This is a genomic window from Type-C symbiont of Plautia stali, assembly GCF_059730935.1.
This window is the reverse complement of sequence record NZ_AP035923.1, coordinates 4,027,446-4,051,847: the sequence shown is the minus strand read 5'-3', so window position 1 is coordinate 4,051,847 and position 24,402 is coordinate 4,027,446. Positions and strand designations below refer to the sequence as shown.

Below are 24,402 nucleotides of genomic sequence, written 5' to 3'. Positions count from 1 at the left end.
CAGCCGGTCATCAAAACTGCCGGTAAAATACAGGTTAAGTAACTGCTTATCGGCTAAGCATTTTTTTGGTAATTAAACTACATGCCCTGCGCGAAAATGTGACGAAGCTGGTAAAAAAGATGTCGAATTCTGAAACTTAACAACAAAAAACCCTTTGTTGGTCAGAAAAAATCGGGTAAAGTTCATCGCGTAGGGTACAGAGGTAAGATGTTCTATCTTTCAGACCTTTTACTTCACGTAATCGGATTTGGCTGAATATTAGCCGCCCCAGTCATTTATGACTGGGGCGTTTTTTATTGGGCTTTTTCTGAAAAAAAGCGGACGCAAAGGTCCGCTCAGGCGCTACTCTGACAGCGCTTCACCGTCGCCTTCCTGCGCCGGAGTCAGCTCGCTAAACCAGGTATCAAGTTTCTGACGCAGCTTATCGACGCCCAGTTTTTTCAGCGATGAGAACATCTCGACCTGGACATCGCCCATAAATGCCAGCGATGCCTCACGCACCATGTTCAGCTGCGCTTTACGGGCACCGGAAGCCAGCTTGTCGGCTTTAGTCAGCAGAATCATAACTGGAATACCGCTCTGCACCGCCCACTCAACCATTTGCTGATCGAGATCTTTAAGCGGATGGCGGATATCCATCAGTACCACCAGTCCTTTCAGGGCCTGACGTTTCTGCAAATATTCACCCAGCGCGCGCTGCCATTTACGCTTCATCTCTTCCGGGACTTCCGCATAACCGTAACCTGGTAAATCCACCAGGCGTTTGCCTTCCACCACTTCAAACAGGTTAATCAGCTGCGTTCGGCCTGGTGTTTTACTGGTACGCGCCAGGCTTTTCTGGTTGGTCAGGGTATTCAGCGCGCTGGATTTGCCTGCATTTGAGCGCCCGGCAAAGGCAACTTCAATGCCCGTATCCGCCGGTAGATGACGAATATCCGGCGCGCTGAGCATGAAATGGGTGACGTGATAGTTCAAAGCAGACAATGTAAAACTCCAGCAGAATGATCGGGCAATGGCGCTGATTATACCTGTTATGGCGCAAAAGTGCCCGACAGGCGTCTTAACGCGCCATTTTGTAAGAGATCGCCGCTAACTGCTACCAGTGATGACGGATTCATGCAACATTCATTCGTTATATTACTGTTTATTTTCAATAACTTACGTTAAGCATGAAAAAGACCGCTCTAAATTAGAGACAAGTCTCACTTGTTCAATTTACTGTTTGGTCTACATTTGTTGTCAGTGCACGGCAGCACCCATCAGGATGATGAGCTCAGGAGCGTCGGGGATGACCGCGAGCATGGCAGGAGAGCGATTCAGGCAGGAATCGGACAGGGACAGGGATTACTCGCAGGAGCGATGTGGCGATGGAGCAACCGGGACGTTGTGAGCCGTAAAGGATTTGACGCGTGTTTCCTTCGTATGAAGGTGCGAAATAAGGCGATAGCACAGGCTATCGCCTTTTTTCTTTGTCATCTTTCTGCTAGATTTCGCCGCAATTCTATACTGAACTCACCAGGCATCGCCGAGACCGAACACATGAAGCAACCTGCACCAGCCCAGCGTGGCAAACCTGCTGCTAAAGCGAAACGCAAATCGCGTGAAGAACTGAACCAGGAAGCCCGCGATCGCAAGCGCGATAAAAAGCACAGCGGCCACAAATCCGGCAGCCGCGCCAACCCGGAAACGCAGAGCGCCGGTAAAGGGCACAGCCAAAAGAGCGCCGATCCGCGCGTGGGCAGCAAAAAGCCAGTCGCGCTGGTGGCGGACGGCAAAACCCTGCCCGAGAAGAAAGTGGCGAAGCCAAAGCCCAAAGCCGAAAAAGTGCGTCTGACGCCGCAGGAAGAGCTGGCGAAGCTGGAGAACGATGAGCGTCTCGACACGCTGCTCGATCGCCTTGAGAGCGGCGAAACCCTGAGCGCAGAAGATCAGGCGTGGCTGGATGAGACGCTGGATCGCATTGACGAGCTGATGGAAACGCTGGGCATTGCGCTGGACGACGACGCCGAAGACGAGCAGGCAGAAGAGGATATGATGCGCCTGCTTAAGGGCCACTAACCGCCATTTTTGATCGGCATGCGGCTTTGCGCATGCCGCGCTAAACAGGTATTCACCTATGTTTTGGCCTGGATCAATTTTAGCGCTGCTGCTGACATGTTATCTGCTGTGGTTATTGTTTAAACTACGCCGCCTGTCGCGGCTGAAATCGCGCTTACGGCGGCGTTCCGCCCAGCGCTTCGTCTCCTCTTCTGCCACGCGACCCGCCCTCAGACGACGTCACCGTAAGGAGTGAGCATGTCATCGCAGCAGATTGAGTGGGATCAGCGGCTCATCGAAAAATACAATTACGCCGGTCCGCGTTACACTTCCTATCCCACCGCGCTGGAATTCAGTGAAAGCTTTGGCGCGAGCGATTTTCAGCGCGCGGTTGAGCGCTATCCCGAGCGCGCGCTATCGCTGTATGTGCATATCCCGTTCTGCCATCGTCTGTGTTACTTCTGCGGCTGCAATAAAATCGTGACGCGCCAGCTGCACAAGGCCGATCGCTATCTGGAGGTTCTGGCGCAGGAGATTCGTCAGCGCGCTCCTCTGTTTGCCGGCCGTCGCGTTACGCAGCTGCACTGGGGCGGCGGCACGCCTACCTTCCTTAATCAGCAGCAGGTCAGCCGGCTGGTGGCGCTGCTGCGCAGCCATTTCGACATCGCTGACGACGTTGAGATGTCGATCGAAGTCGATCCGCGTGAAATTGAGCTGGAGATGATCGATCATCTGCGCGCAGAGGGCTTCAATCGTCTGAGCATGGGCGTGCAGGATTTCAACAAGGCGGTGCAGGAGCGGGTTAACCGCGTTCAGGATGAAGAGACCATTTTCGCCCTGGTGCAGCGTGCCCGCGCGCAGGGATTCCGCTCAGTCAGTCTGGATTTAATCTACGGCCTGCCGCTGCAGACGCCAGAGAGCTTTGCCTTTACGCTACAGCGGGTGATTGCGCTCAATCCGGATCGCCTCAGCGTCTTCAACTATGCGCACATGCCTGCGCTGTTTGCCGCTCAGCGCAAAATCAAAGATGAGGAGCTGCCGACGGCGGCGCAGAAGCTGCAAATCCTGCAGCAAACCATCGCGACGCTGACCGGTGCGGGTTACCAGTTTATTGGCATGGACCATTTTGCCAAACCGGATGATGAACTGGCGGTGGCACAGCACGCCGGCGTACTGCATCGCAACTTCCAGGGTTACACCACGCAGGGCGAAACCGAACTGCTCGGGCTGGGCGTTTCGGCCATCAGCATGCTGGGCGACAGCTATGCGCAGAATCAGAAAGAGTTAAAAGCCTGGTATGCCAGCGTTGAGCAGCAGGGCCATGCGCTGTGGCGCGGCTTATCTCTCAGCGAAGATGATTGTCTGCGGCGGGATGTAATCAAAGCGCTGATCTGTAACTTTGCGCTGGATTTTGCCGACATCGAAGCCCGGTGGCCAGTGGTGTTTGAACGCTATTTTGCTGAGGATTTAGCGCTGCTGGCGCCGCTGGTGGCGGACGGCTTGCTTGAGATGGGTGAGCGCCGGCTGCAGGTCACCGGCATTGGCCGTCTGCTGATTCGCAACATCTGCATGTGCTTTGACCGCTATCTGCGGCAGAAAGCACGGATGCAGCAATTTTCGCGGGTAATTTAAGCATAAAGGGAGCCAGCGCTCCCTTTATGTTAACTGAACAGACTGACGCTGATGGCGCAGACCACGGCGGCCAGCGCGGTTTGCGGTGAGTGAGTCACAGCATTACCGATTGCCGCCACGTTATGCGCGATCAGCTGGATGACAGATTGCAACATGTTAGCCTCTCCCGATTGCCGCCCGTATGATACTGAACGGCACCGGTCTGTACAGATGTTACGCGCAGAAAGTGTGCAATAAATAATCCTTTTACACTTTTCCGCGTTATTCCATGCCCAGTTCTTTCAGTTTACGCGTGAGCGTATTACGGCCCCAGCCCAGTAAACGTGCCGCTTCCTGCTTGTGGCCCTGCGTATGACGCAGGGCAGTGGTCAGCAGCGTACGCTCCATCTCCGGCTGTGCTTCTGACAGCAGGTTTTGATGACCGGAACGCAGCGCGCGGTCTGCCCACTGCGCCAGCAGCGTTGCCCAGCTGTCCGGCAGCGACTGCACCGGATTTTCCGGCGTACTCGACTCAAACAGCTCCGGCGGCAGATCCTGAATCAGCACTTCCTGGCCTGCGGCCATGACCGTCAGCCAGCGGCAGGTGTTCTCCAGCTGGCGCACGTTACCCGACCAGTGCAGTCGCGTCAGCGCGGCTTCGGTCTCCGGATGCAGAATTTTCGCTTCTACGCCCAGCTCACGCGCTGCGACCTGCAGGAAGTAGCGCGCCAGACGCGGGATATCCTCGCGACGTTCACGCAGCGGCGGCAGATGCACGCGAATCACGTTGAGGCGATGGAACAGGTCCTCACGGAATTTGCCTTCCTGCACGCGCAGTTCCAGATTCTGGTGGGTAGCGGCGATGATGCGCACATCCACTTTGACCGGCGCATAGCCACCAACACGATAGAACTGGCCATCGGCCAGCACGCGCAGCAGGCGCGTCTGCACATCCAGCGGCATATCACCGATTTCGTCGAGAAACAGCGTGCCGCCGTCGGCCTGCTCAAAGCGGCCCTGACGAATCTGGTTCGCGCCAGTAAACGCGCCTTTCTCGTGGCCAAACAGCTCCGATTCGATCAAATCCTTCGGGATCGCCGCCATATTCAGCGCGATAAACGGGGATTTGGCACGCGGGCTGTGGCGATGCAGCGCATGCGCGACCAGCTCTTTACCGGTACCGGACTCGCCGTTGATCAGCACGCTGATCGACGAACGCGACAGACGGCCGATGATGCGGAAGACATCCTGCATCGCCGGCGCTTCGCCGATGATGTCGGTGGTCGGGCCGCTTACCGGCTGATTGCGCGGCTGCTGCTGCTCCTGATAGTGACTGATGGCGCGCTCTACCAGTGCGACCGCTTCATCAATATCAAACGGCTTTGGCAGGTAATCAAACGCGCCCTGCTGATAAGCGCTGACCGCCGCGTCGAGGTCCGAATGCGCGGTCATAATGATGACCGGCAGCATCGGATGACGCTGTTTGATCTGCTTCAGCAGTGCCAGACCATCCATGCCTGGCATACGAATATCCGACAATAATACGTCCGGGGTTTTGGTCGAGAGCGCATCCAGCACCTCGTTGCCGCTGTCAAAGGTGGCGCAGCTTAAACCGGCTCCAGTGAGCGCACGTTCAAGCACCCAGCGGATGGAGCTATCGTCATCGACGATCCAGACTATCCCTCGTTGCATAGAAACCTCACTGGCGAATAGGCAGGTAAACCGAGAATTCGGTGTGGCCTGGCCAACTGTTAAATTCAATTTTTCCCGAATGCTGATCGATCAGGCTGCGGGCGATAGAGAGACCTAAACCGGTGCCGCCTTCGCGTCCGCTGACCATCGGATAGAACAGCGTATCTTGCAGCTGGGCCGGAATGCCCGGGCCATCATCTTCAATGTCGATACGCGCCACTAGCCGGTAACGCGTGCCGTGTAACGTCAGCTGAAACGCGGTACGGGTACGGATGACAATGGTGCCGCCCGCTTCGCCCAGCGCCTGCAGCGCATTACGCACCACGTTGAGCAGCACCTGCTCAATCTGGTCCGGGTCGTGTGGCAGCTCCGGCAGGCTGGGGTCATAATCACGCACCAGCGAGACGTTTTCCGGCAGCTCCATCGACACCAGGTTAACCACACGTTCAGCCACCTGATGGATGCTCTGGGTCACGTGCAGTCCGGGCTGCTGCGGACCCAGCAGGCGGTCGACCAGGTTACGCAGCCGGTCGGCCTGCTCAATAATCACTTTGGTATATTCATTCAGCGCCGGATCGGGCAGGGCGCGCGATAACAGCTGCGCCGCGCCGCGCAATCCGCCGAGCGGGTTTTTAATTTCGTGCGCCAGGCCGCGTACCAGATCGCGCGCGGCAACCTGCTGGGCATGCTGAATTTGCTCCTGGCTGAGACGACGCTGATTATCCATCGGCGCCATTTCCAGCAGAATAAATCCGTCGGGTAGACGCTGTGCCGTGAGCGACATAATGTGCGCGCGGCCATCCACCACTAACGTGACTTCGCTATCGGTAAAGCCCTGGCCTGCCCCTAAACTCTCGCTCATTACCTCAATGTTCAGCGAAAAATAGCCGGTAAGTTCCGGTAAGGGCGTGCCGAACAATTTTCGTGAGCTTTGCGCCAGTAATTGCTGGGCCGCCGGGTTGGCGTAGTGGATAACCAGATCGTTATCGACCAGCAAAATACTGTTGATCAGGGAGTTGAGAATCTGCCCCGCGTCGGGCAGCGTGCCAGTTGCCATACAGCGTTCCTCTGCACTAAATTAGTGCATTATAGCCTTTGGGGACGCAAATCTATTCGTCGAACGATGAATTCGCGGTGAAAAAAGCCCATCCGGAGATGGGCTAAAGTTTCCACGGCAACAAAAAATCTTCAGCGCCAGGATTAGCACCGTCGCGGCGTTGGCGGCTACGGTGCATCTGCGCGAATCTTTTAAGGATTAAACGCTGTAGTACAGTTCGAACTCAACCGGGTGCGGCGTCATGCGTACGCGGTCGTTGTCAGCTTTACGCAGTTCGATGTAAGCATCGATAGCGTCGTCGGTGAACACGCCGCCACGGGTCAGGAACTCGCGGTCTTCGTTCAGTGCGTTCAGCGCTTCTTCCAGTGAACCGGCCACTTTTGGAATCTCAGCTTCTTCTTCCGGCGGCAGGTCGTACAGGTTTTTGTCCATCGCATCGCCAGGGTGGATCTTGTTGATCACGCCGTCGAGGCCGGCCATCAGCAGTGCGGTGAACGCCAGGTATGGGTTAGCCGCTGGATCCGGGAAACGCGCTTCGATACGACGTGCTTTCGGGCTGGCCACTACCGGGATACGGATAGAGGCAGAACGGTTACGTGCTGAGTAAGCCAGCATTACCGGTGCTTCGTAGCCTGGGACCAGACGCTTGTATGAGTTGGTGGTCGGGTTTGCCAGGGCGTTGATGGCTTTAGCGTGCTTGATGATACCGCCGATGTAGAACAGGGCAGTTTCAGACAGGCCGCCGTATTTGTCGCCAGAGAACAGGTTTACACCGCCTTTAGACAGTGACATGTGGCAGTGCATACCGGAACCGTTGTCGCCAAACATCGGCTTCGGCATAAAGGTAGCCGTTTTGCCGTAGGCGTGCGCGACGTTGTGCACGACATATTTGTAGATCTGAATTTCGTCAGCTTTCTTGGTCATGGTGTTGAAGCGGGTAGCCACTTCGTTCTGACCAGCAGTAGCCACTTCGTGGTGATGCGCTTCTACCACCAGACCCATCTGCTCCATGGTCAGACACATGGCAGAACGGATGTCCTGTGATGAGTCAACCGGTGGCACCGGGAAGTAGCCGCCTTTCAGACCTGGACGGTGACCTTTGTTACCGCCTTCGTACTCTTTACCGGTGTTCCAGGCTGCTTCGATGTCGTCGATAGCCACGTGTGAGCCGGAAGTTGAAGAGCCGAAACGGATGTCGTCAAACAGGAAGAACTCTGGCTCAGGTCCGAACAGTACGGTGTCGGCGATGCCGGAAGAACGCAGGAACTCTTCTGCGCGCTTGGCAATGGAGCGCGGGTCGCGATCGTAGCCCTGCAGCGTGCCTGGCTCGAGAATGTCACAGCGGATGATGAGCGTCGGATCTTCGAAGAACGGATCCATTACGGCAGTTGTTGCATCCGGCATCAGCACCATGTCTGATTCGTTAATGCCTTTCCAGCCGCCGATGGAAGAGCCATCGAACATTTTGCCTTCTTCGAAGAAGTCAGCGTTAACCTGGTGAGCAGGGATAGTAACGTGCTGTTCTTTACCTTTGGTATCGGTAAAACGCAGGTCAACAAACTTAACTTCGTGCTCGTTCATCATCGAGAGAACGTGTTCAGCGGACATACTCAACTCTCCTGGAAATGGTCATTTTGTCGTCGTGGTGAGAGAACTTCTGTTGCCGGGAATGTGTCACGACTACTGACCACCCCTGACCAAGATCTCGGCAAGCTCTTCAACCGTTGTGCAACTGTCGTTTTCGCTTAAAAGATATAAAGCGAATTCTGTGCCAACTTTATTACAATGGTGAAAATGGCGCTGTGATGCGCCCTGCGGTGAGACGACGGCTGCACCAGCGTGGATGGAATGCACCAAAATAGTGCCGTCAGTTTAGGGGTAAGCACTTAAATGGTGCAAAGCGCCATCAAAGTGCAGCTTAATGCACCGTTATTGGTGCTAAAAACGCGCACTGCGAGAATCTTTCGGCGAAAACTGTGATCATGTTCAGTCTTTCGCTTAATCCGTGTACAATACCGCGTTATTTCTATAATGCCTGAGGCAAAGCTGTGATCGAAAATTTGCGTAACATCGCCATCATCGCGCACGTTGACCATGGTAAGACCACCCTGGTTGACAAACTGCTGCAACAGTCCGGTACTTTTGATGCCCGTACCGAAGCGACTGAGCGCGTGATGGACTCCAACGATTTGGAGAAAGAGCGTGGGATTACCATCCTCGCGAAAAACACCGCCATCAAATGGAACGACTACCGTATCAACATCGTTGATACCCCGGGACACGCCGACTTCGGTGGTGAAGTTGAGCGCGTCATGTCCATGGTGGATTCGGTGCTGCTGGTTGTAGACGCGATGGATGGCCCTATGCCGCAAACCCGCTTCGTAACCAAGAAAGCCTTTGCCCACGGTTTGAAGCCGATTGTAGTGATCAACAAAGTTGACCGTCCTGGCGCGCGTCCGGACTGGGTTGTTGACCAGGTATTTGACCTGTTCGTCAACCTCGATGCGACCGACGAGCAGCTCGATTTCCCGATCATTTATGCGTCTGCGCTGAATGGTATCGCCGGTCTGGATCACACCGACATGGCTGACGACATGACCCCGCTGTATCAGGCCATCGTCGACCACGTTTCTCCACCGCAGGTTGAAGTTGAAGCCCCCCTGCAGATGCAGATCTCGCAGCTGGACTACAACAACTACCTCGGCGTAATCGGTATCGGCCGCATCAAGCGCGGTAAAGTGAAGCCAAACCAGCAGGTTACTGTGATCGACAGCGAAGGGAAAACCCGTAACGCGAAAGTCGGTAAAGTGCTGGGCCATCTGGGTCTGGAGCGTATTGAATCCGATCTGGCTGAAGCGGGCGACATCATCGCTATTACCGGTCTGGGCGAGCTGAACATCTCCGACACCATCTGCGACACGCAGAATGTGGAAGCGCTGCCAGCGCTGAGCGTGGATGAGCCAACCGTAACCATGTTCTTCAACGTCAACACCTCACCGTTCTGTGGTAAAGAAGGTAAGTTTGTGACGTCGCGTCAGATCCTTGAGCGTCTGAACAAAGAGCTGGTGCACAACGTAGCGCTGCGCGTAGAAGAAACTGAAGATGCTGATGCATTCCGCGTATCCGGTCGTGGTGAGCTGCACCTGTCAGTTCTGATCGAGAATATGCGTCGTGAAGGCTACGAGCTGGCGGTATCCCGTCCGAAAGTTATCTACCGTGAATTCGAAGGCCGCAAGCAGGAGCCATTCGAAAACGTTACCCTCGACATCGAAGAAACCCATCAGGGTTCAGTGATGCAGGCGATGGGTGAGCGTAAAGGCGACCTGAAAAACATGGATCCGGATGGTAAAGGCCGCGTACGTCTCGACTACGTGATCCCAAGCCGTGGTCTGATCGGCTTCCGTAACGAATTCATGACCATGACTTCCGGTACCGGTCTGCTGTACTCCACCTTCAGCCACTACGACGACGTGCGTCCGGGCGAAGTGGGCCAGCGTCAGAACGGCGTGCTGATCTCCAACGGTCAGGGTAAAGCGGTTGCCTTCGCCCTGTTCGGCCTGCAGGATCGCGGTAAGCTGTTCCTCGGTCACGGTGCGGAAGTGTATGAAGGCCAGATCATCGGTATTCACAGCCGTTCTAACGACCTGACCGTAAACTGCCTGACCGGTAAGAAACTGACCAACATGCGTGCGTCAGGTACTGACGAAGCTACCACCCTGGTACCACCGCAGAAAATGACGCTGGAGCAGGCTATCGAGTTCATCGATGACGACGAACTGGTAGAAGTGACGCCGCAGTCAGTACGTATTCGTAAACGCCACCTGACCGAGAACGATCGCAAACGCGCGTCTCGCGGCAGCAAAGAGTAAGCGAAATCGTCTGATAATGAGCCCCGCACCCGCGGGGCTTTTTTTTTGCCTGCCGTCTGAGGCAGCGCGACCCGCACGAAATCAGACCCCGCTTGCGGAATGCGGATTTCCCCTAAGCGTACCTGTTCAGGCTTGCCTTTTACCGCTAGAGTGAATGATCCAGGGAACGTAGAGGAGAGGTGTCATGCTGTACATCTTTGATTTAGGCAATGTGATTGTTGATATCGATTTCAATCGGGTACTCGGCGTCTGGAGCGATCTGGGACGCGTGCCGCTTGCCACGCTGCAGAGTCGTTTTCGCATGGACGAGACTTTCGAGCAGCACGAGCGGGGCGAAATCAGCGACCCGGAGTTTGCCGCGCGGCTGTGTGACCAGCTCGATATTGCCCTGAGCTATCCGCAGTTCACCGCTGGCTGGCAGGCGGTGTTTGTCGGCGTGCGTCCGGAAACACTGGCGATCATGAACCAGCTGCGCGCCAGCGGCGAGCGCGTGGTGATTCTGTCTAACACCAACCAGCTGCATTTCGAGTTCTGGCCAACGCAGTATCCGGAAGTGCAGCAGGCTGCCGACCACATCTATATGTCGCAGGATATCGGCATGCGCAAACCAGAAGCGCGCATCTGGCACTACGTACTGGAGCATGAAGGCTTCACCGCCGATCAGGCGGTATTCTTTGATGACAACCAGGCCAATGTTGATGCGGCGCGCGCGCTGGGTATTGAGAGCGTGCTGGTCGAAGATGCGAAAACCGTGCCTGACTGGTTTGCGAGCCGTCGCTGAGTGACCATGCGAACTCATCTGCGCCACTCGGCGCATGCGTTTTTCCTGTGGATCAAACTGCTGTGGCGCCGCATCGATGAAGACAACATGACCACGCAGGCTGGTAACCTGGCCTACGTGTCACTGCTGGCGCTGGTGCCGCTGATTGCCGTGGTATTCGCGCTGTTTGCCGCCTTCCCGGTGTTCTCGGACATCAGCGTGCAGCTGAAGAACTTCATCTTCACTAACTTCATGCCAGCCGCCGGGGATGTGATTCAGCGCTATCTCGATCAGTTTGTCGCCAACGTCAACAAAATGACGGCGGTGGGGGCGGTCGGGCTGATTGTCACTGCGCTGCTGCTGATGCACTCGGTCGACAGCGCGCTCAATGCCATCTGGCGCAGCGACAAGCCGCGCCCGATGGTCTACTCCTTTGCGGTCTACTGGATGATTCTGACGCTGGGACCGCTGCTGGCCGGTGCCAGTCTGGCTATCAGCTCCTATCTGCTGTCGCTGCGCTGGGTGAACGTGACCGGCGTCACCAGCCTGATCGATCAGGCGCTGCGCATCTTCCCGCTGGTTTTGTCGATTCTCGCCTTCTGGCTGCTGTACAGCATTGTGCCGACGCGGCGCGTGCCGGGACGCGATGCGTTGATAGGTGCGGTGGTCGCGGGTCTGCTGTTCGAGCTGGGCAAAAAAGGCTTTGCGCTCTATGTTACGATGTTTCCTTCGTATCAGTTAATTTACGGCGTGCTGGCGGTGATCCCCATCCTGTTTCTGTGGGTTTACTGGACCTGGTGTATTGTGTTGTTAGGCGCGGAAGTGACCGTCACGCTGGATGACTATCGCCAGTTAAAACAGCAGGAACGCGATAAAGAACGAGAGGAAACATGATTGCTTTGATTCAGCGTGTGACGCGCGCCAGCGTCAGCGTGGATAACGCCACGGTGGGCGAAATTGGCGCCGGTCTGCTGGTGCTGCTGGGGGTAGAAAAGGGCGATGACGAGCAGAAATCACAGCGCCTGGCGGAGAAAGTGCTGGGCTACCGCATCTTTGGCGATGAGAACGACAAAATGAATCTCAGCGTACAGCAGACAGGCGGTAGCGTGCTGGTGGTTTCGCAATTCACCCTGGCGGCCGACACGCAAAAAGGCATGCGTCCCTCTTTCTCTGGCGGCGCGCACCCGGCGGAAGCCGAGCGCCTCTATCACGACTTCAGCGATCGCTGCCGGGCGCTGGGTGTCACCACCGCCAATGGGCGCTTCGCCGCCAATATGCAGGTTTCGCTGATTAACGATGGTCCGGTGACCTTCTGGTTACAGGTGTGAGATTTTTAGCCGAGCGGCAAGGGATCAGCCACGCAAGCTCCGAACGAGAGAATCACTTTATGTATCATCTTCGCGTACCGCAAACGGCGGAAGAGCTGGATATGTATTACCAGTTCCGCTGGGAAATGTTACGGAAGCCGCTGCGCCAGCCGCAGGGCTCAGAACGTGATGCCTGGGATGCGCTGGCGCATCACCAGATGGTGGTGGATGAGCACGGCAAACCGGTAGCGGTAGGCCGGCTGTATATCAATGCGGAAAATGAAGCGGCGATCCGCTTTCTGGCGGTGCATCCGTCGGTGCAGGGCAAAGGGCTGGGTACGCTGGTGGCGATGACGCTGGAGTCGGTGGCGCGCCAGGAAGGGGCCAAACGCGTCACCTGTAGCGCGCGCGAGGATGCGGTGGAGTTCTTTGCCAAGCTCGGCTTTGTCAATCAGGGCGAAATTACTGCACCGCAAACCACGCCGGTGCGCCACTTCCTGATGATTAAACCAGTGGTGACGCTGGATGATATTCTGCATCGCGCCGACTGGTGTGGACAGCTGCAGCAGGCGTGGTACGAACACATCCCGCTGAGCGAAAAGATGGGCGTGCGCATTCTGCAGTATACCGGGCAGAAGTTTGTTACCACCATGCCGGAAGCCGGCAACCAGAACCCGCACCACACGCTGTTTGCCGGCAGCCTGTTTTCACTCGCCACGCTCACCGGCTGGGGATTGATCTGGCTGCTGCTGCGCGAACGCCATCTCGGCGGCACCATCATTCTGGCCGATGCGCATATACGCTATAGCAAACCCATCAGCGGACGGCCCGGCGCCATCGCCGATCTCGGCTCGCTGAGCGGCGATCTCGACCGGCTGGCGCGCGGACGAAAAGCACGCGTACAGATGGAGGTGGAGCTGTTTGGGGATGATGAACTGGGCGCGGTGTTTGAAGGTGTTTACATCGTGTTACCCGCCGATCCCGACGGACCGCTGGAAGAGGGCGGTTCAGGCGCGCGTATTAATTAACCACGCAGCGCGCAAAAAACCACAGGGTCACTCTGCATGGCGTAATGCTTGCCAGCTAAGATTCAAATGCATTCAACAACAGTTGCATTTTTGGTAGCGGCGCAATTTATTGCGCGATAAATCGCGCCGCTACAAATATTGTGCGATTGGCGATGACCTGACGCGCCCGCATCGCGCTTTTCAGCGCGATCGGTCATGCAATCACTGCACCTGCCCGCCACGCATCGTCTGCTGCAGCGACTGCGTATCCGTCGTCACCGACAAACTGCCTTCTGCGCTGGTACGTAACGGTGCGCCCGCGCTGAGCGAGCCCTTCAGCTGCAGCTGCAAATTACTGCTGCCGCTCAGCGGCAGCGCAGGCCAGCCCCAGTTTTGCAGCACGTTTGCCGGTACCGCCTGGCCTTTCAGGTTCAGCGTAAACGGACGCTGTGCTTCCTGTCCTGCGGTTGCCGTGCCTTCCAGTAATCCGCTACCGTTGAAGGCGCTCATCTCGCTGACCTCAATCTGCCGATCGCTGGCGTTCAGGCTAATCGACGGATGGCGCAAATCGGTGCGGTTAAAGGTGGCTTCCGCCGCGTTAAAGCTGGCTTTGCCCGCCCAGATGCCCCATTGATGCTGGCGCGCCAGCAGCAGATTCTCTGCATTACCATCAAGCGCGGTCATCTGGAACGGGAAGGCCGGATTAATATCAATCACCAGATTACGGTTAGCGGTTGCACGCTTCACCAGCACGCTATCCAGCCAGCCCGGCAGCGTCTGCTGCCAGCGATCGCGCCAGTTTTGCGGCAGCGTGTATTCCAGGCCGGCAATGGCTAAATCGTCAAGCGTCAGGCGCTTGTCGCTGCGCGTCCAGCTGCCGCTGGCGCGAATCACGCCGTTGACCCAGCGTGAGCTGAACTGCGTCAGCTGAATGCCCTGCGGTGAGAATTCGGCGTTGACGATCGGATCGTTGAGTTCAAAGCTGCCGTTAATAAAGTTGCCGGCGTTCATGGCCAGCGAACCGTCGTCGCTCTGCCAGTCATCGCCGCGCAGCGTGATGTTTTTCAGGGTCAGATCGAGATCGGTCACCGCCCAGTCCGGCCCCTGCAGGCGCGCATCGGTCATATCCAGCCGGTTAATGCTCACCGAAGGCACGTCACGCAGCGGACTGAGGAACTCGCTCAGGCTCTGCTGGGTTTGCAGGCGAATATCGTTAAGACGCAGCTGGTTGATTTGCCAGTTACCCCGCGCGTCGCGCTCGGCCCGTCCGGTCATTGAGCCGCGCGCCAGATCGGCGCCGATATTGCTCAGCACCAGCCGGCGTTTGGCGATATTGCCCTGCAGCAGCACGTTGTTACCGGCGACGCCGTCCAGCGTCATGGCACCTGCGCTCATCTGGAACTGCGCATCGCTGCCCAGCATATCGTCAGGCGTGGGCTTCCACGGCACAATGCCGCCGTTGACCCGCTGCGCCGCCAGCGGCAGGGCGCTGTGCGGGCTTTCGATCTGCACATTATTGAGCTGCAGCCGGTTGGCCTGGATCGGCAGCGTGGTTTGTGGTGACTGGTTAGCGAGGTTGATGTCGCCGTCGCGCACTTCAATGCTGTCGAAATGCAGCGGATCGCTGAACTGCACCAGTGCCAGTCCGAGATCGACGCGCTTCGCCACCAGCACCGCCGGCTGGCCGTCGTGGCCGAAGCTGAAGTCATCCAGGATGATGTGGGAAGGCGAGGAGAAGTTGTGCTCAATCTTACTCAGCGACAAATGCCAGGCGGTTTTATCGCTTACCCAACGGCTAAACCAGCCTGCGCCCCACTGGGTTTGCAGCAGCACATAGAGAACCACCAGCGCCAGCAGAATCAGTAGTAACAAGGTAAGGAAAAACTTGCCTAAAAATTTCATCGCATCCATCCATCCCGATATTTATCCGGTGAGTGGTTGTTATGCCTGAATTACCGTTACAGCTCAACAGCCTGGATGAAAAAGCGGATAAATAACAGGCAGGCCGTAGCCTGCCAGCAGCATTACTTTTCCTGCGGAAAGACGAGGTTAAGCACGATAGCGGTGATACCCCCGGCGGCGATGCCGGATGACAGCAGGGTTTTCAGCCAGTCCGGGGCAAATTGCAGAATCAGCGGCTGTTGCGATACGCCGAGGCCCACCGCCAGCGACAGCGCGATGATCATGATGGCGCGGCGATTGAGCGGTTCGCGCGACACGATGCGCACGCCAGAAGCGGCAATGGTACCAAACATCACGATGGTGGCTCCGCCCAGTACCGGTTCCGGAATATGCTGCACAAAGCCGCTCACCGCCGGGAACAGGCCGAGTACGATCAGCATCAGCGCTACCACAAAGCCCACGTAGCGGCTGGCCACGCCGGTCAGCTGAATCACCCCGTTGTTCTGACCGAAGCAGGAGTTAGGGAAGGTGTTGAACAGCGCCGACACAAACGAGTTGAGACCATTGGCCAGCACGCCGCCTTTCAGACGCTTCATATACAGCGGACCGCTGACCGGCTGTTCGGAGACATCGGAGGTGGCGGTAATATCGCCGATGGTTTCCAGCGAGGTCACCATAAACACCAGCATCAGCGGGATCAGCAGATTCCAGTCAAAACCCAGGCCGTAATAGAGCGGCGATGGCACGGCCAGCAGCGCCTGGTTGGTGGGTGCAGGGGTAGCGGGCAGCATATCCAGCGCCCAGGCCAGCGCATAACCCACCGCCATGGCGATCACCAGCGACGCGACGCGCAGATAAGGGTTGCGCTGGCGGTTGAGCAGGATGATAACCACCAGCACGGCACCGGCCAGCAGCAGATTTTTCGGCGCCCCAAAGCTGTGATCGTTCATGGCGGCGAAGCCACCGCCAATCGAGGTCAGGCCGACCTGAATCAGCGACAGACCGATAATCATCACCACAATGCCGGACACCAGCGGCGTGATGATGCGGCGCGCGAGGTGCAGCACGCGTGACAGCAACATCTCAGTACAGGAAGCCACCATCAGGGTACCAAACAGCGCCGCCATCATGGTTGGCACATCGGCACCGCCGTTTTTCAGCGCCATACCGCCCATGATCAGCGGCGTGACAAAGTTAAAGCTGGTGCCCTGGATCGACAGCAGGCCAGAACCCACCGGTCCCCAGGTTTTAATTTGCAGAATGGACGCCACGCCCGAAGCAAACAGCGACATGCTGATGATGTGCTGCGTGTCCTGCGCCGGTAAGCCGAGCGCCTGGCAGATCAGCAGTGCCGGGGTAATCACCGCCACAAACATCGCCAGCAGATGCTGGCAGGCAGCAAACAGCGTTTGCGGCAGCGGCGGACGATCTTCAAGACGGTAAATCAGTTCACTTTTGCTCTCGCCTGGCGCAGTGGCAGGCTGGCGGGATTCAGCAGTATTGACGGACATGGTGGCTTCTCAATAACAACAAAGGGGCGATTTTAAACGGTTGCGTTGTGAAAGCAATCGTTTGCAATGCCCCTTTTAGTTGCGATTGATTTAGAGCGTAAACACCGTGCGGCAGCGGCTGTCATCCTGCTGCCACGCCTGCTCTACCTCACTCAGCGGACGCTGCTGAAAAGCGATGGAAAAGTCACTTTCAGCGGCGGCGTTCAGCATCTCACCAATGCAGGCGATCAGTTCGCTGTCAGAGACGCTGCCCAGTCCGCTGCCCATCAGCGTTAGCCCGGATGAGCGCAGCAGTTTACTGTGCAGCGCGATCTCCTGCCCGCTGAGCGAGCCAATCTGCACGAAGCGCACCGTTTTCTCACCGCCGGCCACCGCCGCGTGCATGATGTCGAGCGCACTCTGGCCCCACAGATAATCCAGCACCACATCAATGCCCTGCTGCATCAGCGCTGGCAGCGCGCCGGGCAGTTCATCCAGCGTCAGGATGATATCCGCGCCCTGCGTGCGCAACTGCTCCAGCACCGCGCGGTTACGGCCGGTGGCGATGATTTTCCCGGCACCGAGGTGACGCGCAATGCGCACCGCCAGCCCGCCGGAGGTGCCGGTTGCGCCGTTGATCAGCACGGTTTCACCCGCCTGAAACTGCGCGCGACGCGTCAGTGCGGCCCACGAGGACATGCCGGGATTGGCGATTGCCGCAGCCAGCAGCGGATCAAGCGTCGGCGGCAGCGCAACCACCGCCGCAGCCGGCACCCGGGTCTGCTGCGCCATACTGCCCCACGGCGCGCTAAAGGCGAGAAAATAGACCGGATCGCCGTTGCTCAACGTGCCGGTGCCATCAATACCGGCGATAAACGGATAGTGGCTACCGGCGCTGTAATGGGCGCCGGCGGCTCGCGCTTTCGCCAGCTGGCTGATGGCGGCGGCCTTCACCGTCACCACCACATGCTGTTCATCGGCCTGCGGTGCCGGGAAATCGGCCCATACCGGTTTCTCACCTGCGGCACTGACAATAGCTGCTTTCATGTTTCACCTTCAGTTCATCGGATAATATGTGTAATATGCACACATTAGGCCTGCTCTGGGATGACGTCAATGAAAAGCGTGCAAAATACACATAATAATGCCGGTTTCGATGATTTGCACAACGCGCTGCTAATGATCGTCGGCACCTTTAATCGTCCGCAACGCGATGAATTATTAATAAAAGAGTCCGGTATCCAGCTGGATCGTGCCCTGTTTCCGCTATTGATCCAGATTGGCCGCTTTGGTCCCCTCGGCGTGGTCGAGCTGGCGGATCGCGCCGGGCGCGATTACACCACCGTCAGCCGCCAGGTGGCGAAGCTGGAAGAGCTGGGGCTGGCGCAGCGGCAGAAAAATGCCAGAGACAAGCGGATCAATGAGGCGGTGATCACGGCGGCGGGAAAAGCGATGACGGACAAAATCGACGCGGCGCGCACGCAGATCTATCAGCAGCTGTTCGCTGGCTGGCCAGCTGAAGAGCGTGCTGAGTTAACGCGCCTGTTACAGCGCTTCGTCGGGGATTTTATGGCGGTGGATCGACAGCCGCAGCTGGATTAAGCGTGGCTGTAGCGCTCGGTTTCCGGCAGCCAGCGCTCGATCAGCGCCTGAGCCTGTTCGGGATAATGCTGGTGGATATGGCGCGCCACGCGCTGAACTTCCGGAATCATGCTTTGATCGCGTAGTAAATCGGCGACTTTAAACTCGGCGTTGCCGGTCTGGCGCGTGCCGAGCAGTTCACCCGGACCGCGAATTTCCAGATCGTGCTGGGCGATGACAAAACCGTCGTTGCTGTCGCGCAGCACCTGCAGGCGTTTCTGCGCGGTTTTACTCAGCGGCGCTTTGTACAGCAGCACGCAGTGTGAGGCGACGGCACCGCGGCCAACGCGTCCGCGCAGCTGATGCAGCTGTGCCAGACCAAGTCGTTCCGGGTTTTCGATGATCATCAGGCTGGCGTTGGGCACATCCACGCCAACCTCAATCACCGTGGTGGCCACCAGCAGCTGGATTTCGTTGGCCTTGAACGCCGCCATTACCGCCTGTTTCTCCGCCGGCTTCATACGCCCGTGTACCAGACCGACCTGCAGGTCCGGCAGCGCCACTTTCAGCTCCTGCCAGGTGGCTTCCGCCGCCTGCGCTTCCAGCACGTCGGATTCATCGATCAGCGTACACACCCAATAGGCCTGACGGCCCTCGTGGCAGGCGCTCTGCACCCGGGTGATGATGTCGCTGCGGCGGGTATCGGGAATCGCCACCGTGGTCACCGGCGTACGGCCCGGTGGCAGCTCGTCAATGGTTGAGGTATCGAGATCGGCGTAGGCCGTCATCGCCAGGGTGCGCGGAATCGGGGTGGCGGTCATGATCAGCTGATGCGGATGGAAACCCTGCTCTTCGCCTTTTTCCCACAGCGCCAGCCGCTGATGCACGCCGAAACGGTGCTGCTCATCAATGATCACCAGCGCCATGCCGTTGAACTTCACCTGTTCCTGGAACAGCGCGTGCGTGCCCACCACCATCGCCACCTGACCGCTGGCAATCGCCTCCTGCTGCGCTTCGCGCGCTTTGCCTTTCTGCTTTCCGGCCAGCCAGCCAACCTCTACGCCAAGCGGCGCAAACCACTGGCGGAAATTACTGGCGTGCTGTTCTGCCAGCAGTTCGGTCGGCGCCATCAGCGCTACCTGCTTGCCGTGGGCGATCACGTTCAGCGCCGCCAGGGCAGCCACCAGCGTTTTACCGGAGCCGACATCACCCTGTACCAGGCGCATCATCGGGAAGTCATGCGCCAGATCGCGCTCAATCTCTGCGACCACGCGCCGCTGCGCCGCGGTGGGCGAGAATGGCAGCGCGGCCAGCAGTTTATCCACCAGTTGGTGGCGTGCCGGCATGGGCAGGGCGTGATGGCGCTGCGCGCCGGCGCGTACCGCCAGCATGCTGAGATTGTGCGCCAGCAGCTCTTCGAGAATCAGACGCTTCTGCGCCGGATGACGGCCGGTTTCCAGCTCGCTCAGGCGCAGGTCCGGCGGCGGCCGGTGCAGGGTGCGCAGCGCCTCCGGCAGGCTGATCAAACCGCCGCTCAATTCCGGCGGCAGCAGCTCGGCAATCGGGCAGCTCTCCAGCAGCGTCAGTGCCTGATCGGTGAGATTGCGCAGCGTGGCCTGGCGAATACCTTCGGTGGTGGGATAAACCGGCGTCAGGGTTTCCTGCAGCTCAACGCCACCCAGCTCGCCCTGGACGCGATACTCCGGATGAATGATTTCAGCGCCGCGCTGGCCGCGTTTGATCTCGCCATAAGCGGTAACGCGACGGCCCGGTGCCAGGCTGTTTTTCATGCCGGCGTTGAAGTTGAAGAAGCGCATCGTCAGCACGCCGCTGCCGTCGCTGATCTGGCATACCAGCATGCGGCGGCGGCCAAAGGTGATTTCGCTGTGCAGCACTTCACCTTCCACCGTCGCCCAGATGCCGGGCAGCAGATCGTTAATTTTGTACAGCTGGGTGCGGTCTTCGTAGCGCAGCGGCAGGTGCAGCAGCAGATCCTGAATGGTAAACAGGCCGAGTTTCGCCAGCTTACCCGCCTGGCTGGCGCCGACGCCGGTCAGGGTACTGAGCGGAATGGCATCCAGCAGACGGCCTTTCATTTTTTACCCGTCGCTTGCATGGTGGCCCACCAGGCGGCATCGGCTTCGACTTCGCCCTGCGCGTTGATGTGCGGATAGGGCAGGCCTTTCTGCTTCGCTACGCGCGCCAGCACCGGATACCCGCCCTCAAACAGCAGACGCTGCTGCTCATCCTCGTCCAGCAGGCTGTGCTGGCGGCGATACATGCCGGCGTTTTGCCGCTGACGCTGGGCTTCATACAGAATCAGCGCGGAGGCCACGGAGACATTCAGTGACTGCACCATACCGACCATCGGAATGATGATATCGCGGTCGGCCAGCGCCAGCGCTTCAGCGGTGATGCCGGTTTTCTCCTGGCCCATCAAAATACAGGTCGGTTTGGTGTAATCGATCTCGCGGAAATCGACCGCTTTGTCTGACAGATGGGTCGCCAGCACCTGCATGCCGCGATCTTTCAGATGGCGCACCGCATCAGCAATGTGGCGATGGGTTTTCACCTTCACCCAACTGTTACTGCCCGCCGACGCGGACACCATGGTGCGCATACGCACGCTGGGCCATACGGCGTGCACTTCGTGGATGCCGACGGCGTCGGCGGTGCGGATCACCGCAGAGACATTGTGCGGCTTATGCACCTGCTCCATGCAGACGGTGAGATCGTGCTGGCGCATGGCCAGCATCTCCTGGATACGAGCAAAACGTTGAGCGTTCATGCACTAATTACGGTTACGGTGAACTTTAATCACGTCCGGCATCACGCGGATTTTACGCATGATATTGGCCAGATGGACGCGATCGTTCGCGGTGAGGCGGATGAAGGCGCTGTAAACGCGACCGTCACGCTCTTCGGTATTGAGGCTTTGAATATTCGAACCTGCGGTATTGATTGCCGCGGTCAGGTTGGCCAGCGCGCCCTGGTGGTTAAACATATCCACCTTAATCTCGGCGACAAACTCCTGATCGGTCACTTTATCCCATTCAACCGGCATGAATTTTTCCGGTTCTTTCTGGTAGCCGCGAATGTTACGGCAGGATTCGTGATGCACCACCAGCCCTTTACCGGGACTGACGTGCGCGACAATCGGATCGCCAGGGATTGGACGGCAGCACTTGGCGAAGGTAATCAGCACGCCATCAGCGCCCTTGATTGGCAGCTTTTTACTGCGCTTGCTGCTGCCAGATGACGGTTCGCTACCGGATTGCAGCAGGTTCTTCGCCACCACCACGCTCATGGCATTGCCGAGGCCAATCTCCGCCAGCAGATCGTCGATGCTGGAGAGCTTCATACGCTCCAGCTCCTGCTGAATATTCTCCGCCGGAATTTCGGCCAGCTTTTTGCTGCCGCCGAGCGCGTGGCTCAGCAGACGACGACCGAGGTTAACGGAATCTTCGCGCTTGAGGTTTTTAAGCAGCTGGCGAATTTTGGCACGCGCTTTTGAGCTCACCACAAAGTTGAGCCACGCGGCATTTGGCCGGGCGCCAGGTGCGGTAATGATTTCAATCGTCTGGCCGCTGGTCAGCGCCTGCGACAGCGGATACGGCTGGCGATCGACGCGCGCACCGACGCAGGCGTGGCCGATATCGGTGTGCACCGCATAGGCGAAATCCACCGGCGTGGCGCCAGCGGGCAGTTCGACGATACGGCCTTCCGGCGTAAACACGTAGATCTCATCCGGGAACAGATCGGATTTTACGCTTTCGATGAATTCAAACGAGCTGCCGGCGCTCTGCTGCAGCTCCAGCAGGCTTTGCAGCCAGCGCTGGGCGCGAATTTGCGCGGTGGTACCGCTTTCGCCGGCTTCTTTATAAGCCCAGTGGGCCGCCACCCCCATCTCCGCCATCTGATCCATATCTTCGGTACGGATTTGCACCTCAACCGGCACGCCGTGCGGGCCGATCATCGAGGTGTGCAGTGACTGATAGCCGTTGGCTTTGGGAATGGCGATGTAATCTTTCACGCGTCCGGGACGCGGTTTGTACAGGCTGTGCATCTGACCGAGCACGCGATAACAGGTATCGAGGTCTTTCACGATGACGCGAAAGGCATAAATATCCATGATCGAGTGAAATCGCTGCTCTTTCAGGTGCATTTTGCGGTAGATCGAATAGAGATGCTTTTCACGTCCGCTGACGCGGCACGGAATGCCGGCTTCCTGCAGACGCCCGTCGATTTCCGACAGGATCTTCTGAATCATCTCTTTACGGTTACCGCGCGCCGCTTTCACCACCTCTTTAATCACGCGGAAACGGTTTGGGTAGAGCGCTTCAAAGCCGAGCTCTTCCAGTTCCGTTTTCAGGTGATGAATACCAAGGCGGTGCGCCAGAGGACTGTAAATCTCCAGCGTTTCCAGCGCGATGCGCCGTTTTTTATCCGGACGCAGCGCGCCCAGCGTGCGCATGTTGTGCGTGCGGTCAGCCAGTTTGATCAGGATGACGCGAATGTCCTGCACCATCGCCATGATCATTTTGCGGAAGTTTTCAGCCTGCGCTTCTTTCTTGTCGCGGAATTTCAGCTTATCGAGCTTGGAAACGCCTTCCACCAGCTCGGCCACGCTTTTTCCGAACAGCTGTTCCATGTCCTGATAGGTGGCGGGCGTATCCTCAATCACATCATGCAGCAGCGCCGCCATCAGCGTTTCGTGGTCGAGCTTCATCTCGGCCAGAATGCAGGCAACCGCAACGGGATGGGTGATATAGGGTTCGCCGCTGGAGCGTGTCTGGCCCTCGTGGGCATCACGTGCGACAAGGTAAGCTTGCTTGAGGCGCTTGATTTGCTCCTCAGGCAAGTATTTTTCAATCAGCTGATTGAGGCTTTCAAACAGATACAAGGTTGACCTGCAGAGTGCTGTTAACGACGACCTTCAGCGATAGCGGTAACGGCTTGTAACTCAGCGGCTTCCTGCTCTTGCTGTTCCTGACGATCACGGACATCCAGAATCTGGTTGGTGATCAGGCCTTCTTCGATTTCGCGCAGGGCGATAACCGTGGCTTTATCGTTCTCTTCCGGAACCAGCGGATCTTTGCCGCCTACCTGCATCTGACGTGCACGACGTGCAGCGACCAACACCAGGTCAAAACGGTTACCAACTTTCTCTACTGCGTCCTGAACGGTTACGCGTGCCATAGGTGTGCTACTCCACAGATGATGAAGAAATGACTGGGCATAATACTGAAAGTGACTTCAGACTGCCAATAGTTTGCTGATTAAAGCATCATGTCGCGCTTTCTGGCGACCCATACGCAGACGTTCTGCGCGAATAATGGTTTTCAGATCCGACAGCGCCAGATCGAAATCATCATTAACAATCAAATAATCGTATTCGGCATAGTGGCTCATTTCTGCCACTGCCTGCGCCATGCGGCGGGCGATCACCTCTTCGCTGTCCTGACCGCGGCCGCGCAGGCGGCGATCCAGCTCTTCGGTGGACGGCGGCAGAACAAAGATACTGCGGGCGGCCGGCATTCTCTGGCGAATCTGCTGTGCGCCCTGCCAGTCAATGTCGAGAAACACGTCAACGCCGGTCGCCAGCACCTGCTCAATCGCCGCGCGTGAGGTGCCGTAATAATTGCCAAACACTTCCGCATGCTCAAGGAAAGCATCCTCGGCGATCATGCGTTCGAATTCAGGCTTTGAGACGAAAAAGTAGTGTTCACCATGCGCTTCGCCGGGGCGCACGCCGCGGGTGGTATGAGAAACAGACACCTGCGTATCGTACAGCGGTTGTGTCTTTAACAGCGCCTGAATCAGGCTGGATTTACCTGCGCCGCTGGGGGCGGAAACAATATAGAGCGTGCCTTGAGCCATGGTTATCTTGAATTGAGTAAAGAGCGGAGTCGATTTCCTGCACAGTATACACGGCTTAAGCGCAGCACGCAGCGTTTGCCGCCCGCGCGCGGCAATTCTTTTTCTGTGCGCGCCCTCCAGCGGCAGCGCAACTTTCTGCAATTCGCACAAAAACCCGTCAGCCTCGCTCCACAATCGGCTTTTTAACGCTGGTGTCACTCACCGCGGCA

At 57.6% G+C, this 24,402-nt stretch carries 22 protein-coding genes; 9 read left to right on the top strand and 13 right to left on the bottom strand.

The features are described 5' to 3' along the window. Positions 1-207 precede the first annotated feature (207 nt). Positions 208-255, top strand: a complete 48-nt coding sequence (spfP, locus tag AC6I7J_RS19060; RefSeq protein ID WP_071892919.1) for a small protein SpfP — start codon at positions 208-210, stop codon at positions 253-255. An 87-nt stretch (positions 256-342) separates the two neighbouring features. On the opposite strand, the gene yihA is transcribed toward spfP, so the two are convergent. Continuing rightward, entirely contained in the window at positions 343-984 is a 642-nt protein-coding gene (gene yihA, locus AC6I7J_RS19055; protein WP_031279643.1) for a ribosome biogenesis GTP-binding protein YihA/YsxC, read from the bottom strand. 555 nt (positions 985-1,539) lie between these two features. Here yihA and yihI point away from each other — a divergent pair. Beyond that, positions 1,540-2,058: a Der GTPase-activating protein YihI gene (gene yihI / locus AC6I7J_RS19050; protein WP_058775454.1), complete on the top strand. Its 519-nt coding sequence runs from the start codon at positions 1,540-1,542 to the stop codon at positions 2,056-2,058. Positions 2,059-2,295: 237 nt separating this feature from the next. Continuing rightward, positions 2,296-3,669, top strand: coding sequence for an oxygen-independent coproporphyrinogen III oxidase (gene hemN, locus AC6I7J_RS19045; RefSeq protein WP_498006440.1), 1,374 nt, complete (start codon positions 2,296-2,298; stop codon positions 3,667-3,669). 29 nt (positions 3,670-3,698) lie between these two features. Here the strand turns inward: hemN and AC6I7J_RS19040 are convergent, their stop codons facing one another. From AC6I7J_RS19040 to glnA, 4 genes are all read right to left on the bottom strand, one after another. Continuing rightward, on the bottom strand, positions 3,699-3,824 hold the full coding sequence (locus tag AC6I7J_RS19040) for a YshB family small membrane protein (RefSeq protein ID WP_021507120.1): 126 nt from the start codon (positions 3,822-3,824) through the stop codon (positions 3,699-3,701). 106 nt (positions 3,825-3,930) lie between these two features. After that, positions 3,931-5,340, bottom strand: a complete 1,410-nt coding sequence (glnG, locus tag AC6I7J_RS19035; RefSeq protein WP_031279642.1) for a nitrogen regulation protein NR(I) — start codon at positions 5,338-5,340, stop codon at positions 3,931-3,933. A gap of 7 nt (positions 5,341-5,347) precedes the next feature. Continuing rightward, positions 5,348-6,397 carry a nitrogen regulation protein NR(II) gene (gene glnL / locus AC6I7J_RS19030; RefSeq protein WP_021507118.1) on the bottom strand — a complete coding sequence of 350 codons (1,050 nt, stop codon included), beginning with the start codon at positions 6,395-6,397 and terminating at the stop codon, positions 5,348-5,350. Between the two features lie 198 nt (positions 6,398-6,595). Then, complete coding sequence (gene glnA, locus AC6I7J_RS19025; protein WP_031279641.1) at positions 6,596-8,005, bottom strand: glutamate--ammonia ligase; 1,410 nt, start codon at positions 8,003-8,005, stop codon at positions 6,596-6,598. Between the two features lie 440 nt (positions 8,006-8,445). Between glnA and typA the strand changes: the two genes are divergently transcribed. The 5 genes from typA to fabY all read left to right on the top strand — a co-directional run bounded on the left by typA (position 8,446) and on the right by fabY (position 13,361). Continuing rightward, complete coding sequence (gene typA, locus AC6I7J_RS19020; RefSeq protein ID WP_058771001.1) at positions 8,446-10,266, top strand: ribosome-dependent GTPase TypA; 1,821 nt, start codon at positions 8,446-8,448, stop codon at positions 10,264-10,266. A gap of 184 nt (positions 10,267-10,450) precedes the next feature. After that, the gene (yihX, locus tag AC6I7J_RS19015; RefSeq protein WP_021507115.1) at positions 10,451-11,047 is read left to right on the top strand and encodes a glucose-1-phosphatase; all 597 of its coding nucleotides are present in this window, start codon (positions 10,451-10,453) and stop codon (positions 11,045-11,047) included. Positions 11,048-11,053: 6 nt separating this feature from the next. After that, a complete protein-coding gene (locus AC6I7J_RS19010; protein ID WP_021507114.1) occupies positions 11,054-11,920 on the top strand; it encodes a virulence factor BrkB family protein in 867 nt (288 codons plus the stop codon). Next, the gene (gene dtd / locus AC6I7J_RS19005) at positions 11,917-12,354 is read left to right on the top strand and encodes a D-aminoacyl-tRNA deacylase (RefSeq protein WP_021507113.1); all 438 of its coding nucleotides are present in this window, start codon (positions 11,917-11,919) and stop codon (positions 12,352-12,354) included. The genes AC6I7J_RS19010 and dtd overlap by 4 nt, the downstream gene beginning before the upstream one ends. 59 nt (positions 12,355-12,413) lie before the next feature. Then, a complete protein-coding gene (gene fabY / locus AC6I7J_RS19000; protein ID WP_021507112.1) occupies positions 12,414-13,361 on the top strand; it encodes a fatty acid biosynthesis protein FabY in 948 nt (315 codons plus the stop codon). Between the two features lie 201 nt (positions 13,362-13,562). Here the strand turns inward: fabY and AC6I7J_RS18995 are convergent, their stop codons facing one another. The 3 genes from AC6I7J_RS18995 to AC6I7J_RS18985 all read right to left on the bottom strand — a co-directional run bounded on the left by AC6I7J_RS18995 (position 13,563) and on the right by AC6I7J_RS18985 (position 17,779). Further along, positions 13,563-15,242, bottom strand: a complete 1,680-nt coding sequence (locus tag AC6I7J_RS18995; protein ID WP_498006438.1) for an AsmA family protein — start codon at positions 15,240-15,242, stop codon at positions 13,563-13,565. Positions 15,243-15,364: 122 nt separating this feature from the next. Next, the gene (locus tag AC6I7J_RS18990) at positions 15,365-16,753 is read right to left on the bottom strand and encodes a nucleobase:cation symporter-2 family protein (RefSeq protein ID WP_132466254.1); all 1,389 of its coding nucleotides are present in this window, start codon (positions 16,751-16,753) and stop codon (positions 15,365-15,367) included. A 90-nt stretch (positions 16,754-16,843) separates the two neighbouring features. Then, a complete protein-coding gene (locus AC6I7J_RS18985) occupies positions 16,844-17,779 on the bottom strand; it encodes a quinone oxidoreductase family protein (RefSeq protein ID WP_058771002.1) in 936 nt (311 codons plus the stop codon). Positions 17,780-17,848: 69 nt separating this feature from the next. Between AC6I7J_RS18985 and AC6I7J_RS18980 the strand changes: the two genes are divergently transcribed. Continuing rightward, positions 17,849-18,334: a MarR family winged helix-turn-helix transcriptional regulator gene (locus AC6I7J_RS18980; RefSeq protein ID WP_058780488.1), complete on the top strand. Its 486-nt coding sequence runs from the start codon at positions 17,849-17,851 to the stop codon at positions 18,332-18,334. Here AC6I7J_RS18980 and recG read toward each other — a convergent pair. The 5 genes from recG to gmk are packed head-to-tail and all read right to left on the bottom strand — an operon-like array spanning position 18,331 to position 24,193. Then, a complete protein-coding gene (recG, locus tag AC6I7J_RS18975; protein ID WP_021507107.1) occupies positions 18,331-20,409 on the bottom strand; it encodes an ATP-dependent DNA helicase RecG in 2,079 nt (692 codons plus the stop codon). The genes AC6I7J_RS18980 and recG overlap by 4 nt on opposite strands. Then, positions 20,406-21,101: a tRNA (guanosine(18)-2'-O)-methyltransferase TrmH gene (gene trmH, locus AC6I7J_RS18970; RefSeq protein WP_058759437.1), complete on the bottom strand. Its 696-nt coding sequence runs from the start codon at positions 21,099-21,101 to the stop codon at positions 20,406-20,408. Before trmH ends, recG begins: the two co-directional genes overlap by 4 nt. A 3-nt stretch (positions 21,102-21,104) precedes the next feature. Beyond that, positions 21,105-23,216: a bifunctional GTP diphosphokinase/guanosine-3',5'-bis pyrophosphate 3'-pyrophosphohydrolase gene (spoT, locus tag AC6I7J_RS18965; protein ID WP_021507105.1), complete on the bottom strand. Its 2,112-nt coding sequence runs from the start codon at positions 23,214-23,216 to the stop codon at positions 21,105-21,107. Positions 23,217-23,236: 20 nt separating this feature from the next. Beyond that, the gene (rpoZ, locus tag AC6I7J_RS18960; RefSeq protein ID WP_021314198.1) at positions 23,237-23,512 is read right to left on the bottom strand and encodes a DNA-directed RNA polymerase subunit omega; all 276 of its coding nucleotides are present in this window, start codon (positions 23,510-23,512) and stop codon (positions 23,237-23,239) included. 57 nt (positions 23,513-23,569) lie between these two features. Then, the gene (gene gmk, locus AC6I7J_RS18955) at positions 23,570-24,193 is read right to left on the bottom strand and encodes a guanylate kinase (protein ID WP_021507104.1); all 624 of its coding nucleotides are present in this window, start codon (positions 24,191-24,193) and stop codon (positions 23,570-23,572) included. Positions 24,194-24,402: the final 209 nt, after the last annotated feature.